Origin of the sequence: Brevibacillus sp. TJ4 (assembly GCF_044627595.2) — a bacterium.
In the GTDB taxonomy this organism is placed as follows: domain Bacteria; phylum Bacillota; class Bacilli; order Brevibacillales; family Brevibacillaceae; genus Brevibacillus.
In genome coordinates, this window is sequence record NZ_CP185865.1 from 2,864,347 (window position 1) to 2,877,466 (window position 13,120).

Annotated in this window: 16 protein-coding genes and 1 pseudogene; 12 read left to right on the top strand and 5 right to left on the bottom strand. The window is 52.7% G+C overall.

Translation table 11 applies throughout. The annotated features are described in order from the left end of the window. Nucleotides 1-229: 229 nt before the first annotated feature. A pseudogene (locus ACAF76_RS14115) lies at nt 230-361 on the bottom strand (Sir2 family NAD-dependent protein deacetylase); the annotation flags it as partial. 90 nt (nt 362-451) lie between these two features. On the opposite strand from ACAF76_RS14115, the gene ACAF76_RS14120 reads away from it, so the two are divergent. The 6 genes from ACAF76_RS14120 to ACAF76_RS14145 all read left to right on the top strand — a co-directional run bounded on the left by ACAF76_RS14120 (nt 452) and on the right by ACAF76_RS14145 (nt 4,717). Beyond that, the gene (locus tag ACAF76_RS14120; RefSeq protein WP_400164146.1) at nt 452-1,237 is read left to right on the top strand and encodes a metallophosphoesterase family protein; all 786 of its coding nucleotides are present in this window, start codon (nt 452-454) and stop codon (nt 1,235-1,237) included. A gap of 103 nt (nt 1,238-1,340) precedes the next feature. Beyond that, nucleotides 1,341-1,769: a disulfide oxidoreductase gene (locus tag ACAF76_RS14125; protein WP_400164147.1), complete on the top strand. Its 429-nt coding sequence runs from the start codon at nt 1,341-1,343 to the stop codon at nt 1,767-1,769. 3 nt (nt 1,770-1,772) lie between these two features. Next, entirely contained in the window at nt 1,773-2,246 is a 474-nt protein-coding gene (locus tag ACAF76_RS14130) for a thioredoxin family protein (RefSeq protein WP_400164149.1), read from the top strand. Between the two features lie 139 nt (nt 2,247-2,385). After that, on the top strand, nt 2,386-3,255 hold the full coding sequence (ctaG, locus tag ACAF76_RS14135) for a cytochrome c oxidase assembly factor CtaG (RefSeq protein WP_400164150.1): 870 nt from the start codon (nt 2,386-2,388) through the stop codon (nt 3,253-3,255). A 27-nt stretch (nt 3,256-3,282) separates the two neighbouring features. Then, nucleotides 3,283-3,894, top strand: coding sequence for an SCO family protein (locus tag ACAF76_RS14140; protein WP_400164151.1), 612 nt, complete (start codon nt 3,283-3,285; stop codon nt 3,892-3,894). Between the two features lie 7 nt (nt 3,895-3,901). Beyond that, a complete protein-coding gene (locus ACAF76_RS14145) occupies nt 3,902-4,717 on the top strand; it encodes a FixH family protein (RefSeq protein ID WP_400164152.1) in 816 nt (271 codons plus the stop codon). On the opposite strand, the gene ACAF76_RS14150 is transcribed toward ACAF76_RS14145, so the two are convergent. Both ACAF76_RS14150 and ACAF76_RS14155 read right to left on the bottom strand, forming a co-directional pair. Next, nucleotides 4,703-4,978: a hypothetical protein gene (locus tag ACAF76_RS14150; RefSeq protein ID WP_400164153.1), complete on the bottom strand. Its 276-nt coding sequence runs from the start codon at nt 4,976-4,978 to the stop codon at nt 4,703-4,705. The two genes, ACAF76_RS14145 and ACAF76_RS14150, sit on opposite strands and share 15 nt — an antisense overlap. A gap of 283 nt (nt 4,979-5,261) precedes the next feature. Then, complete coding sequence (locus tag ACAF76_RS14155; RefSeq protein ID WP_400164155.1) at nt 5,262-6,431, bottom strand: UDP-N-acetylmuramoyl-tripeptide--D-alanyl-D-alanine ligase; 1,170 nt, start codon at nt 6,429-6,431, stop codon at nt 5,262-5,264. 163 nt (nt 6,432-6,594) lie between these two features. Here ACAF76_RS14155 and ACAF76_RS14160 point away from each other — a divergent pair, with 163 nt between their 5' ends. The 3 genes from ACAF76_RS14160 to ACAF76_RS14170 all read left to right on the top strand — a co-directional run bounded on the left by ACAF76_RS14160 (nt 6,595) and on the right by ACAF76_RS14170 (nt 8,924). After that, nucleotides 6,595-7,653, top strand: a complete 1,059-nt coding sequence (locus ACAF76_RS14160; protein ID WP_400164156.1) for a CapA family protein — start codon at nt 6,595-6,597, stop codon at nt 7,651-7,653. A 499-nt stretch (nt 7,654-8,152) separates the two neighbouring features. Further along, a complete protein-coding gene (locus ACAF76_RS14165; RefSeq protein ID WP_400164158.1) occupies nt 8,153-8,323 on the top strand; it encodes a hypothetical protein in 171 nt (56 codons plus the stop codon). A gap of 247 nt (nt 8,324-8,570) precedes the next feature. Next, nucleotides 8,571-8,924: a VOC family protein gene (locus tag ACAF76_RS14170; RefSeq protein WP_400164159.1), complete on the top strand. Its 354-nt coding sequence runs from the start codon at nt 8,571-8,573 to the stop codon at nt 8,922-8,924. Between the two features lie 88 nt (nt 8,925-9,012). Here ACAF76_RS14170 and sigK read toward each other — a convergent pair whose 3' ends face one another. Next, complete coding sequence (gene sigK / locus ACAF76_RS14175) at nt 9,013-9,723, bottom strand: RNA polymerase sporulation sigma factor SigK (RefSeq protein WP_400164160.1); 711 nt, start codon at nt 9,721-9,723, stop codon at nt 9,013-9,015. Between the two features lie 204 nt (nt 9,724-9,927). Here sigK and ACAF76_RS14180 point away from each other — a divergent pair, with 204 nt between their 5' ends. From ACAF76_RS14180 to ACAF76_RS14190, 3 genes are all read left to right on the top strand, one after another. After that, complete coding sequence (locus ACAF76_RS14180) at nt 9,928-10,131, top strand: hypothetical protein (RefSeq protein ID WP_400164161.1); 204 nt, start codon at nt 9,928-9,930, stop codon at nt 10,129-10,131. Between the two features lie 178 nt (nt 10,132-10,309). Next, nucleotides 10,310-10,846 (top strand): GNAT family N-acetyltransferase, encoded by a 537-nt coding sequence (locus ACAF76_RS14185; protein WP_400164162.1) that lies wholly within the window; start codon nt 10,310-10,312, stop codon nt 10,844-10,846. Between the two features lie 92 nt (nt 10,847-10,938). Continuing rightward, entirely contained in the window at nt 10,939-12,117 is a 1,179-nt protein-coding gene (locus tag ACAF76_RS14190) for an oxalate decarboxylase family bicupin (RefSeq protein WP_400164163.1), read from the top strand. Here the strand turns inward: ACAF76_RS14190 and ACAF76_RS14195 are convergent. After that, a complete protein-coding gene (locus tag ACAF76_RS14195; RefSeq protein WP_400164164.1) occupies nt 12,114-13,082 on the bottom strand; it encodes an aldo/keto reductase in 969 nt (322 codons plus the stop codon). The two genes, ACAF76_RS14190 and ACAF76_RS14195, sit on opposite strands and share 4 nt — an antisense overlap. Between the last annotated feature and the right edge of the window lie 38 nt (nt 13,083-13,120).

The window sequence follows — 13,120 nt, forward strand, 5'->3', positions numbered from 1 at the left end:
TTTGCCCAAATATTGCAAATTCCTTTATTGGGAAATGCCTAAAAATTGCTACAAAAGCCCCATTTGAGTGTTGGACTTTTGTTTATCTAACACACAGAAAGCCCGAAGCAATTGGCTAGAATCCTATAGCTATTAAAATGTCCATTGAATTTTAAGAATTCCTTTTTGCCTGAAAAGGGAAACCTCTACTTCTTCCGGTACCTTTTCAACCGTAGCCGATACTACAATAGGGGTCCTTCCCCCGCCACAGCCCGGTCTGTGAACGAAAATCGGGCAGTCCGCTCTCCGTCGACATTCCCGCTCCGGTAAACACGACTGCGTGCGACGCCTCCAGCAACCAGCTTTTCAATAGCTGTGACATACGATCGCGCTCCTTTTCACCCTAACCTTGTTTGCACATATTGTAATGGAAAGAATGTTGTTTTGGTACAAAAAGGAGGATTTCACGACCATGACGATGTATTTTGTCTCTGATATACATGGGCAGTATCTGGCGTTGCAAAAGGCGTTGCGGGAGGTATCCTTTTCGCCTGAGAGCGGAGACCAGCTCTATGTGCTCGGCGATCTCGTGGACAGAGGGCCACACTCGCGGGAGGTGCTTTTGGAGCTGTTGGGCATGCAGCAATCGTATCCGAACCAGGTCATCTTGCTGAAAGGCAATCACGAACAGATGCTGCAAGACTGGCTGCTTCGCCAGGGCAACCCGGAGATGTACCTGCGCTTTAACGGCGGAGATGCCACGATCCGCTCCCTGCTGCACGACCATCCGCTGCGCCGGGCATTTTTGAGCAGCATGCCGTCTGGCGAGGTGCAAGAAGAGGCGCGGAATCTGATCCTGGCACGTTATCCGCAGCTTTTATCTGCACTTTCTTCGCTTCCCCTGTACGTCGATCTGCCCCATGGCCGAAGCAATGGCGCTCCCCCTGTCCTGCTTGTGCATGCAGGTATTCGCCCCGGCCTTCCGTTGAACAGGCAAAAGCCCGATGACCTGCTGTGGATTCGCGAGCCTTTTTACAACCATTACAACGGCGAACTGGGCGTTGTGTTCGGACATACGCCGGTCAATCGGCTTCCCGGGTATACGGGCAACGGGCCGTGGCAGCGAAACAATATCGTGGGGATCGACGGAGGTGCCGCTTATCACCGACTCCTGCTGCTGCTGGAATGGCCGACGATGCGCTCCCTGTCGATACCGATCCGTGATCTGGGAAGAAGCGTCTCTGTCCGCCTGAGCTGACATCCTGCCTGCAAACTTGCGCAGCACCTGCTTCACAAATTGTTACTTTTTATAATCTGCTTCCAATTCGTAAATGTGGTAAAATGGTGGACGAGGTGTTGTTATGAAACGAGAAAGCGTTCGGGAGCAGGCGATGTTTGCTTCCTGGGGAATTGCCCTGATTGCGACTGCGGGCAGTCTCTTTTTTTCGGAAGTGCTGAAATACATACCGTGCGATCTTTGCTGGTACCAGCGAATCCTGATGTACCCGCTCGTCATTTTGCTCGGGGTCGCTTCCGCGAAAAAAGACTACCAGATGTCGCTCTACGGATTGATTCTCTCAGTGATCGGCGGATTGATCTCGCTGTACCACTACTCGATCCAAAAAATCCCGTTCCTGCATGAACTGGGAGACGCGTGCGGGATTGTCCCGTGCAATACGGACTACATCAACTGGCTTGGCTTTATTACAATTCCTTTTTTGGCGCTCGTCGCCTTTACGCTCATCGCCATTCTGCAATTTCTCGTTCTAAAAAGCGCAAAGGGGAAATAAGCCTTGAAGAAAATCATCGTTATATCGGTCATCGTAGCAGCGCTGTTGATCGCGGCTATCGTCTACTCCGACATCTCCAACCGCGAAAAAGCGGCAGGAAACCCATATGGAAAAGCCACCCTGCATCCGGCTACACTGGAGCAATTGAATGATCCACTGTATGACAATCTGATCATGCCGGAGGAATTGCAGACGCGTCTGGCAAACGAAGAGGACTTGTTTGTCTACTTCTACAGCCCCATTTGTGAACACTGCCTGGCGACCACTCCTGTTCTCGTCCCGCTCGCAGATGAGTTGGGGATCGATCTGAAAAAGCATAATGTCTTGGAGTTTTCCTCCAGTTGGGACACTTACCAGATTGAGTTCACACCGACGCTCGTTCACTACGTAGACGGAAAAGAAGTGGATCGCATCGTAGGCGGTCAGGATGAATCCGTGTTCAGAAGCTGGATTACCGAGCAAAAAGCGGCAGAATAAATAGAGCGGCCTCCCGCAGCAGTCCGGGAGGTTTTTTCATTGCGTTGAAAAAATAGCCCGTCCGGGTCATTAGGCTTATCCGAATATTGGTTTATACTAGGTAATGGGGAACATCATGGAACTTACGGAGGTAAGGTGGATGACTCTTGCCTATTTGACGGAAACCTTTGGCTTTCGCGCGACGTGGAATCCCGAACTGATGCTCGTGACCGTCCTGATCGGGATCGCCTATTTTTCACTGATTGGTCCGCTTCGTCACACATTTGCCGACGCCGAGCCAGTATCGCTGCGTCAAAAGCTGTCTTTTGCCTTCGGGCTGCTGCTGTTGTACTTTGGCATGGGCAGTCCGTTAAACGTGTCTGGTCATTATTTATTCAGCATCCATATGGTACAGCAATCGCTTCTGTATCTGGTCATGCCGCTGCTGCTCATTTCCGGTACACCCGCTTTCCTGTTTCGCCATCTGGTCGCGAGGCGGTGGGTGCGGCGTGCATTGCAGGTGTTCACTCATCCGATACCAGGAGTGCTTATGTTCAACGCCTTGTTCTCGTTTTACCACATGCCCGTCATTCTCGACCTGGCGATGAACAACCTGCTCATGCACAACCTGATTCAGCTTTTGCTTTTGATCACGGCTTTTTTTATGTGGATGCCGGTGCTGTCACCGATTCCCGAGATTCACCGCCTGTCCCACTTGAAAAAGCTGGCCTACATCTTTGCCAACAGCGTCTTGATCACGCCAGCCTGCGCCCTGATCATGTTTGCCGGGGCACCGCTCTATGAAACGTACGTAAACGGACCGACGATTCTCTGCGCTCCTTTCTTCTCCGCTCCCATCGACAAATCGATGTTTGCCGTTCCGCTCTCTCCCCTCGATGATCAACGGCTGGGCGGAATTTTGATGAAACTGGTGCAGGAAATTACGTACGGCGCTGTTCTCGCGTACGTGTTTGCCGCATGGTACCGGAAGGAAAAGGACCAGCCGGACGACCAACTGCTCCCGCATTAAACACAAAAGAAAGGGAGGACTCCTATCATGTCCCAGGCTTCGATTGGCGCGATTCGGCTTCGGCGGTTTCTCATGTTTTTGCCGCCCGTCGTCTTCCTCGTCCTGCTGCTCTCCTGGGTCTTCGGGCAGCCGCATCAGGTCCGTGCCGCATTGCCTGCGGTTACGCTGGAAACACTCGACGGAAAGCCCTATGACCTGGCGCAAAGCAATGGCAACGTGCGGCTCGTGGAATTGATCTATACGCGCTGTCCGGACATTTGCCCGCTCACTACGGTGAAAATGGTACAGTTGCAAAAACGGCTGCAAGCGGAGCAGAGGATGGGGAACGGGATTGAATTTTTGACTGTCACGATCGATCCTGTCAACGATACCCCCGAGGTGTTGCGCACATACGCCAAACACACCGGGATTCAGCCGCAGGGCTGGACGATCCTTCGCGGAGACGAAGAGACGATCAAAGCCGTCACCACTTCACTCGGCTTTTTTGTCAATCAGATGGAAGATGGCTTCCTCTCCCACACCTCCAGTACGTATCTGGTAGATGAAAACAACCTCGTGCTGCGCAAGTTTGGCATGGGGGCAGATTTTGATCCCGACGAGATTTACGAAGAGATCGTAACATTGATACAGGAAGGGTAATGCACGCATGGTCACAAAACGATGGGCACTCATTTTTCCCGCTGTACTGGCACTTCTGTTGGCTGCATGCGGAAGTGACGAGCCGGAATCAACCTTTAGCCCCTCTGCTCCGGTAGAAGTCAAATTCTCGCTGGAACCAAGCGAACCGAAGAGCGGGGATACCGTTACCTTCGCCGTCACCGTCACGCAGGAGGGGCAGCCGGTAGATGATGCAAGTGAAGTCAATTTTGAATGGTGGAAGGAAGGCGATGAGCAGCACAAGACCGTACCTGCCACATTTCAAAAGGACGGCTTGTACATCGCCCGGCAAACCGTCGACGAGCCTGGCTCCTACTATGTCTACTACCATGTGACTGCCCGCGATTTTCACAGCATGAAGCGCACGCCGTTCACCGTTGTCGCTGCGGACGGCGAAGCGGATACAAACGACACGGGCGAGCATGCACATGAGCACAGTGGCGATGCCGGACATACAGACAGCCATGCGGATGAGCATGAAAGCGGCGACAGCGGACATGCACACGGGCACGACTCCCAGGTCGACATGCACTTTGCGCCGTCGGAGTCGATCCGCGCGTCCGAGGAGGCGAGCCTGGCTGTTCATGTTATGCACGAGGATCAAGCGTTGAGCAAAGCGACTGTTCGCTTTGAGTACTGGCGGGACGGCGAGCAACTACATCATTTCCTCGATGCGCCAGAATCCCAGCCGGGAATGTACGAGGCGAAGGTGTCGTTTCCCGCTTCCGGCTCGTATACGGTGAAAGTGCATGTGGAAGCGCCTGACATTCACGATCATCAGGAATTTCCGCTAAGCGTCCAGTAATTGTGCAGGGAAAGAAATCGCAAAATCGCACAAAAAGCGCACCTCTCCACATGGAAGGTGCGCTTTTTCAGGCTTCACCGCCTGGACGATACCACTGGCTAGCAGGTGAAATAGGCGACCCGGTTTACAAATAGCTCGTAAAATTCCCATCTGTTCCGCCGCCAGCGAAAACCACGCACCGAGTTGCGACCGATTGCTACGGGAAAAAACCAGAACGATCTGCCATTGTGCAGCCAAACGAATGTGAACCGAAACAGGCACGCCTGGAAGCTCCACGGAAAGATCGGGCGCGGTCCGCCTCTGCCACGCGATCCCGGCGAGCTTGGTACCCAGCCAGGGGGTGGTCCGGGCGGAAAGCGACCGGGTGAACCAGGGGAGCCAGGGGAAAAGCCGGGAGAGCCAGGGGAAAAGCCGGGAGAGCCAGGTGGAAAGCCGGGAGAGCCAGGTGGAAATGGAAAACTAAACGACATGACATTTCACCTCCTACAATTCTCCCTATAGCAGATGCAGGGAATGCGGAGATGGCATGTGCTGTTGCCCGTAGTCACCTACCTATTTTTCTCGTCTGTTGGCAGAGAAACTGGACAGTCTTTCCCATTTTCAGCTTGCGTGAGCCTTTGACGAGAATAAATGTATGCGGTTTGATGCGCTTTTGCAGCTGTCGATGCAGTTGCTGCCGGCTGCTGCAATGTATCACGCGATCAGCGGGAAAGCCTGCACGGATCGCTCCTTTGGCAATATGACGGGCACTTTTCCCCAAAGTGTACAAATAATCGAGCTGACTTTGCTGAACGTATCGCCCTACTTCGTCGTGGCCCTTTACTTCGTACCTCCCCATCTCCAGCATGCTGGCCAGAACAGCAATTTTCGTTCCCTCGCCCATATTCCGCAGTACATCGATCGCCGCCTTGGCTGCATGCGGATTGGAGCTGTACGTGTCATCGAGAATGTGAATGTCTTGCGATCGCAAGCGATAATGCGTCAGCCGCTTTTTTTGCCCCCGAAAGAAGCGGAGCCCCCGCTGGATGGTACGGTAGCCAAAGCCGAGCGTATGCGCCACAGCAATCGCAAACAAGGCATTGTATACGGTGTGCAGCCCCATCATCGGGACGTAAAACGGCACCTCGACCCCTTTGAGCAAACAGCTAAAGTAGACGCCGCTCTCATCAAACTCAATATTGGACGCCTGGTAGTCTGCCGGGTTCTCGATCCCGACGGTGACAAACTTTCCGGCAAAATTCCCGGCAAACGGCTGCTTGTGCAATCGGCGGGAATACGGGCAATCCTGGTTTACAAACACGACGCCCCGCCTTTTCATGTGCCGGATCAGCTCCGATTTTGCCATCGCGATGCCCCTTCTGCTCCCGCCAAAATTGCCGATATGCGCCGTCCCGATATTGGTAATCACCCCGTAAGATGGGCGGATAATCTGGCAATGCCGTCTGATATGCCCCCTGCGCAGCATGCCGAATTCCAGGACCGCCGCTTTGTGCTCCGCCTTGATCCGCTTGACATGGGCGCGGGTATTCCCCAAAAAATTGCGATTGTACTTCGATTTGTACACCTTCCACTTCCGCGACAGAATGGCTGCAATCATTTCTTTGGTCGTCGTCTTTCCCGCACTTCCGGTCACTGCGATCACCGGTTTGTGCAGCAATAAACGCCTGATTCGTGCTCTCGCTTTGACGAATTCTTTCTTTTCGTCCTTTTGCACCGAATCCTTCGCCTCCCTGTTCCAGACTCACTCCAGCAATGTTCTTCACCATATCGTATGTGCCAGTCTACGAGCCCGTATAGACCTTTGTACACCAGATTTTCCACTACTGTCCAATTCATGGAACGGGGCTGCTGAATACAGTACAAGAGAGGTGAAGCAGTTGACAAAAACGATAACGATCGCAGCGGTGGGAGATCTCTTGATGTGGAAATCGCAAATTTCCGCTTCCCGGCAAAACGGTACCAAGCACTACTCGTTTGCCAGGATGTTTGCCCCCGTCGCGCCACTGCTGAAACGCGCCGATTTTACCATTGGCAATCTGGAAACGACATTTTCAGGCTCTGCGCAGCCCTATCAAATCGGCTCTGCCCGCACCGGCTACCCACGATTCAATTGTCCGGACGAGCTCGCCCAGGATTTGCGACAGGCCGGCTTTGACTTGGTCACGACTGTAAACAATCACTGCCTCGACGGGGGTGTGAGAGGGCTGTACCGGACGCTGGATGTGCTGGATCGCTGCGAACTTGCCCATACAGGAACCTATCGCAGCAAAGAAGAGTCGCTCCAGCCGTATATCACAGAGCGAAACGGGATTCGACTGGGCGTCCTTGCCTATACGTACGGGACCAACAAGCAGCGCGTCCCCTCCGCCACGCCGTGGATTGTGAACCGGCTAAAACCGGCCAAGATCGCAGCAGACATCGCGTCGCTGCGTCCGCAAGTCGATCTGCTTATCGTCTGCCTGCACTTCGGCATCGAATTCCGGCATACGCCTACACCCAAACAAAGGCGGCTCGTCCAGTCGCTTTTGGAGCTAGGCGCAGATATTATCCTCGGCGCTCATCCGCATGTGCTGCAGCCGGTCACCACTCCCCGGATTGCGTCCAGGAGTGGTCCGCCTCGCCAGACGGTCGTCGCGTACTCGCTCGGCAATTTTACTTCGGAACGCATGCTGTCGTATCACCACTCGCAATGCGGTGCCATCCTGTTCATTCGCGCGCAAAAAGACGAGTCACAGCAAACGAAAATCACCAAGGTTTCCGTCGTACCGACGTACTGCCGGCAGGTGATGGTCAAAGGACGCAGGCGATTTCGCGTCGTGCCCATGCGCACGTACTTGCGCCATTCCCTGCGGCAGTTGCCTCTCCCCCGCCGCAAAAAACTGGGAGCACTGTGGAAAGACGTCACGCGAATCGTCGGCCGCCGCTTTCTGCGGTAAAGCAAGCCCCGCTCACCTCGACAAGGGTAGCGGGGTCTTGTTGTGAATTGGTTACAAGTTCAACCGGATAGACGGAGCATGCTTGCTGTTTCACTTCGGTTTGCCGTTCGCCGAAGTTGACTTCTTTCATCTCTCTTCTTATTATTGGAATAAGATTGATTATGGTGGATTCGTGGATTACCAAATCAAAACTGTACATTAAATGAGGGAGAGACTGTGGAAGCTACACTGCGAATGATACTGGAGTACGCGTTGTATGCGTTCTGTTTTTTGAGTACGGGACTGCTTGCCCTGTTTCCTCGTGCGATTTGGCATTTGGAGAAGTGGTGTTTCATCGAACGGGAAGAGCCTTCCGAATTTTATTTCGATATGCTTCGCATCGTTTCAGCCATATTATTTTTTATTTTCGTACTTGGATTATTTATGTAAAATGAATACATGACTGTTCGTACCTCTGTATGATGAGAAAAATTTTTCGCAAACGTGAGGAGCGCAACCAATGAAACAAGCGATCTTGTTAATCAGCAGCATACTGATCTGTTTCTTCGGCGTATATCGCCTTGTGACTGAACCACTGTCATTCATTCCGGTTTTGTTCGCCCTGTGTGGTGGAGTCGGGGCAATCGGAGCAATACTGCGAATGAGACAGCCGGAGAGGTATTCCCGCTAAGCAGTCTGGTCAGGCAAAGCCTGCGGACTGCTTTTTTCTTTGCACAGTCAGCAACTTTGAATAGAACAAGCAATCCATTTTTGTTATACTGGATGCGTTATATTCCAAAAAATCCCACAAACCTCCCTGCGACTCATTACGCCCCCTCTTATTCAAAAGGTACAGGACGGTCAAGCGGATTGTTTTGCTCCATATGTAGTCAGAATAGCGTTGTAACAATGAATATTCTGTGAAGGGGAAATGAACAATGACAGGATTATTTCAACGCATCGACACGGTTTTTGTCCCAACTCGCAATATCGAACAAGCGCTGGAGTGGTATATGAATATTTTAGGCGGAACTCCCGGATGGAAAAGTGAAAAGGGAGAATACCAGTGCGTAAAGTTTCAGGATACATCCATTACGTTGTTTCTCACAAGTGAAGCGAAGTATTTTGAACCTAGACGTTCCGCCTTCAACTTTTACGTGTCGAACGCAGAGGAAGCTTACGAATATTTGCTCTCCCACGGAGTCAAAGTGGAGGAAGTCAAGGAGTATGGAGCCAAATATTTTGCCTTCTACGATCTCGATGGGAACTGTTTGGAAGTATGTGAGTATTAAAAGGGAGCTAAATCAAAAAACCCCTCTTGTCATAGAGGGGTTTTTTGATTGCCCTGACTCACTGATACGGACAGTCTTCGATGGGGCGTTACCTGCCCTGGGTTTGCTTCGTTCGGTAAAACTCGTTGAACAGCTTCATCAAAGCACGCTTTTCGATCCGGGAGACATACGACCGTGAAATGCCCAACTCACGTGCAATCTCCCGCTGCGTTTTTTCCTTGTCCTGATCCAATCCAAACCTGCCGATGATGACTTCTTTTTCGCGTTCGTCGAGGATATGAATGTGCTGGTAGATCTTGCTGGACTCCAGCTTGAGCTGCACCGCATCCACAACCTCGTCTGTCTCTGTGCCGAGGACGTCGATGAGGGTGATTTCATTCCCCTCTTTATCCGTTCCGATCGGGTCGTGCAAGGAAACGTCTTTTTTTGTTTTTTTCAGGCTTCGCAGATGCATGAGAATTTCATTTTCAATGCAACGCGCTGCATAGGTTGCCAGCTTTGTCCCCTTATCCACCTGATAACTCTCAATCGCCTTGATCAAGCCGATCGTACCGATGGAAATCAGGTCTTCGCTGTCTTCTCCCGTGTTTTCGAATTTTTTCACAATGTGGGCGACGAGCCGCAGGTTATGCTCAATCAGTTTGTTGCGAGCGTACGGATCGCCTTTTGCCATGAGGCGGAGGTACTTCTCTTCTTCCGTCTCAGGAAGCGGCTGGGGAAACGCGTTGTTTTTCACATACGCCACAAACAGTAACAGTTCCTTAAAGACAAGAGAAAGTGCCATCAGAATGCTGGACAAAGCTGCCACCTCCACGTCTGGATGCTTACTCCTATGCTTATGTGGGCGGTAGCCTACGTGTGCATGTACAGTGAACAAAATGCAGGGTGGAGTGGAATTTGCGGGACCATTCTGTTTCCGGAGTGAACAGGTTATTTGGGCATTTTTCCCTTTTGTTGTCCTACCCCCCTTCTGCTACGTTTGATGCGGAAGGAGGTGATGACAATGACCAAGCGTCTGTACTTCCTCGTAAGTCTTCAGGATGCTCTGCGGATCAGTGAGGAACTGTCGCAGCTCGGGATGACGCGTTACATCCTGCAGCCCCATGATTCACAGATTGCGTTTGTGTTTGAGTCGGTATCCGACATGACACAGACGGTCCTGAGACGTTTCTTCGGTACAGATGGCGTGTCACAACAGGAAGACTAACCCAAACGGCTGGTGTTCCCCGATGCAGGGGGCACCGGCTCCTATATCGATATACCCGAAAATGTTGAAAGGCGTGACAGTCTTCTTCGACGTGGTGCGAGTACCGTTTGCTGTTGTACAAATCGAATTGGATTCTATATAATGGAAGAGTTTACACTTTAGGAGGTTTTCTACTGTTATGAAACATCTTGAAACGGAAAGATTACACGTAAGGCCGATCCAACTAGAAGATGCCCCCGCCTTGTTCGGCTTCTGGTCTGATCCGAATGTTGCTCGCCACATGAACATCGATACGTTTACCGAACTGTCGCAAGCAGAAGAGATGATTTCCCTGCTGCAAAAGCTCAGCCAGGAACAACAGGCATGCCGTATGACGATTTGTCTGAAAGCGACTGGAGAGATCATCGGATCGTGCGGTTTCAACTATCTGGATTTTGAAAACGGAAGAGCGGAGATCGGCTACGACCTGGGCCATCCTTACTGGGGCAACGGCTACACCCCGGAAGCATTGAGCGCTTTGCTCACGTACGGCTTCCACGAATTGGGACTCGATCGCATCGAGGCCAAAGTAGTGCCGGAAAACATCAATTCTATACGCGTCTTGCACAAGCTGCGTTTTGTAGAGGAAGGAATGCTGCACGAATACGACCAAGACAAGGGCAAATCGATTGAACTGGCGATGTATACGCTCTCGCGAAGCAAGTGGGACTCGTAGCACAAAAATTCAAGACTGAACAAAAAAACTCGACATACAGTGGTATCGTCGAGTTTTTTCTTTGCCAGGAAATATGGAAAGGAGCATCTTGTATGAAAAACCCCCCGAACCATCCGGCAGACTCCAGAGATGTACCTGAGCCAATCAGGGGCGATGGAACCGGTTGGTGGGATCTAGGTCCGCGCAATATCACGCGCGACCGCGAGAATCCCGACTTGCTCGTCCCTCCTGCAACCGATGCCGGCACGCTGCCCAACCTCAGGTTTTCCTTCTCCGATACGTACATGCAGCTCAACCACGGCGGCTGGTCGCGCGAAGTCACGCAGCGCCAGCTTCCGATCGCCACAACGATGGCTGGCGTCAATATGGCGCTCGCTCCCGGCGGCGTTCGCGAGCTGCACTGGCATCAGCAAGCCGAATGGTCGATCATGCTGGTAGGGCGAGCCCGCATCACCGCAGTGGATCAAAACGGCAGAAACTTTATTGCCGATGTCGGCGTGGGCGACTTGTGGTACTTTCCCCCTGGCATTCCGCACTCGATCCAAGGCCTTGATGAAGGCTGCGAGTTTTTGCTCGTCTTCGATGACGGGAAATTCTCCGACTTAAACACGCTATCGATCTCGGACTGGTTTGCACATACGCCACGAGAGGTGCTTTCCGCCAACTTCGGGGTCCCCGAGAGCGCCTTTGCCTACATCCCGGATCATCAGCGCTACATTTTTCAAGCAGAGGTGCCTAGACCGCTGGAAGAGGATCGTGTAGCCGACCCTTACGGCGAGGTACCGCTTAGCTACACCCATCGTCTGCTCGCGCAAAAGCCGCAGCGAACGCCGGGCGGCACGGTGCGGATCGCTGATTCGCGCAATTTTCCCATCGCCAAAAATATCGCGGCCGCACTGGTGGAAATCAAGCCGGGGGCGATGCGAGAGTTGCATTGGCACCCGAACAACGACGAATGGCAATACTACCTTACAGGCAAGGGACGGATGACTGTCTTCGCCGGAAACGGCATTGCCCGAACCTTTGACTACAGTGCAGGCGACGTCGGCTATGTTCCGTTCGCGTTTGGACATTACATTCAAAATACAGGCGACAAAAGCCTCTGGTTCCTCGAAATGTTTAAAAGCGATCGCTTTGAGGACGTCTCGCTCAACCAGTGGATGGCGCTCACCCCAGAAGATCTGGTCGCCGAAAACCTCGATGTGGGAGCGGAATTGATCGACGCACTGCGCAAGGAAAAATGGCCGGTCGTCAAATATCCCGGATTTTAATTCTCCGCTTCAAGGTTCACCCAACGCAAGTCCTCTGCGGATACTTGCAAATGAACGGCGCGAAAACAATCGCGCAGCTCCGCTACATTTTGCGGGCCAATGACGGCGCAAGTGGGAAACGGCTGGTTGAGCACGTAAGCCAGCGCAACGTGATTCGCTGTATACGAACCGCCGACCCGCTCTGCGACCGCCTTGGCCCGACGGTAGCGCTCCCAGTTCGCCTCACTGTAATAGACGCGTACCATGTCGGGATTGGTTCTGACCACGGGTGAGTAGCGCCCGGTAAAAAAGCCGCTCGCCTGGGAAGCCCAGGAGAAAAGTGGCATCTGCGTGTGTCTGTGCCAGCGCTCGTACTCCGAATCGATATAGACGGTTCCCGGCCAGCGCGGTTCATTTGCTTTTGCCAAACTGAACGATGGGCTGTTTATCGCCAAGCGATGGTATCCTTTTTGGTCGGCGTACCGGTTGGCGGCGTCGATCCTCTCGTACGACCAGTTGGAGACGCCGGCCCTGATGATGCGCCCTGCTTCGATATGGGCTTGCAGCATGTCCATCAAATCGGCGACTGGCATGTCGGGATTGTCACGATGCAGCACGTACAGATCGATAGTCTCCACCTGCAGTCTTTCCATGCTCTCCAGCATGTCCTGCGTGATCGCCTCCGGGTTCACCCGGTTGACGGAAGGATCGTGGGTGCCGTCCTCACGCACAAGGTGATGACCGCCCTTGTCCATGATGACGATGTTGTCCCGGTTGTTACGCGCCTGCATCCACTTCCCGATGATGCGCTCGCTGCAGCCCTGGTTGTACAGATGGGCGGTATCCAGCGTATTGCCCCCCAGCTCGACAAACACATCCAGCATCTCGAAAGCTGCTGCCTCGTCACGAGACAGTCCCGATGTCCCCAAAACCAGTTTCGAGCATGAACGGTGCAAACCGTCTATCGTGATCTGCTTCACTTCCATTCCCTCCTTTTTTTCGTCCCCTGCCGATGCGGGAAAAA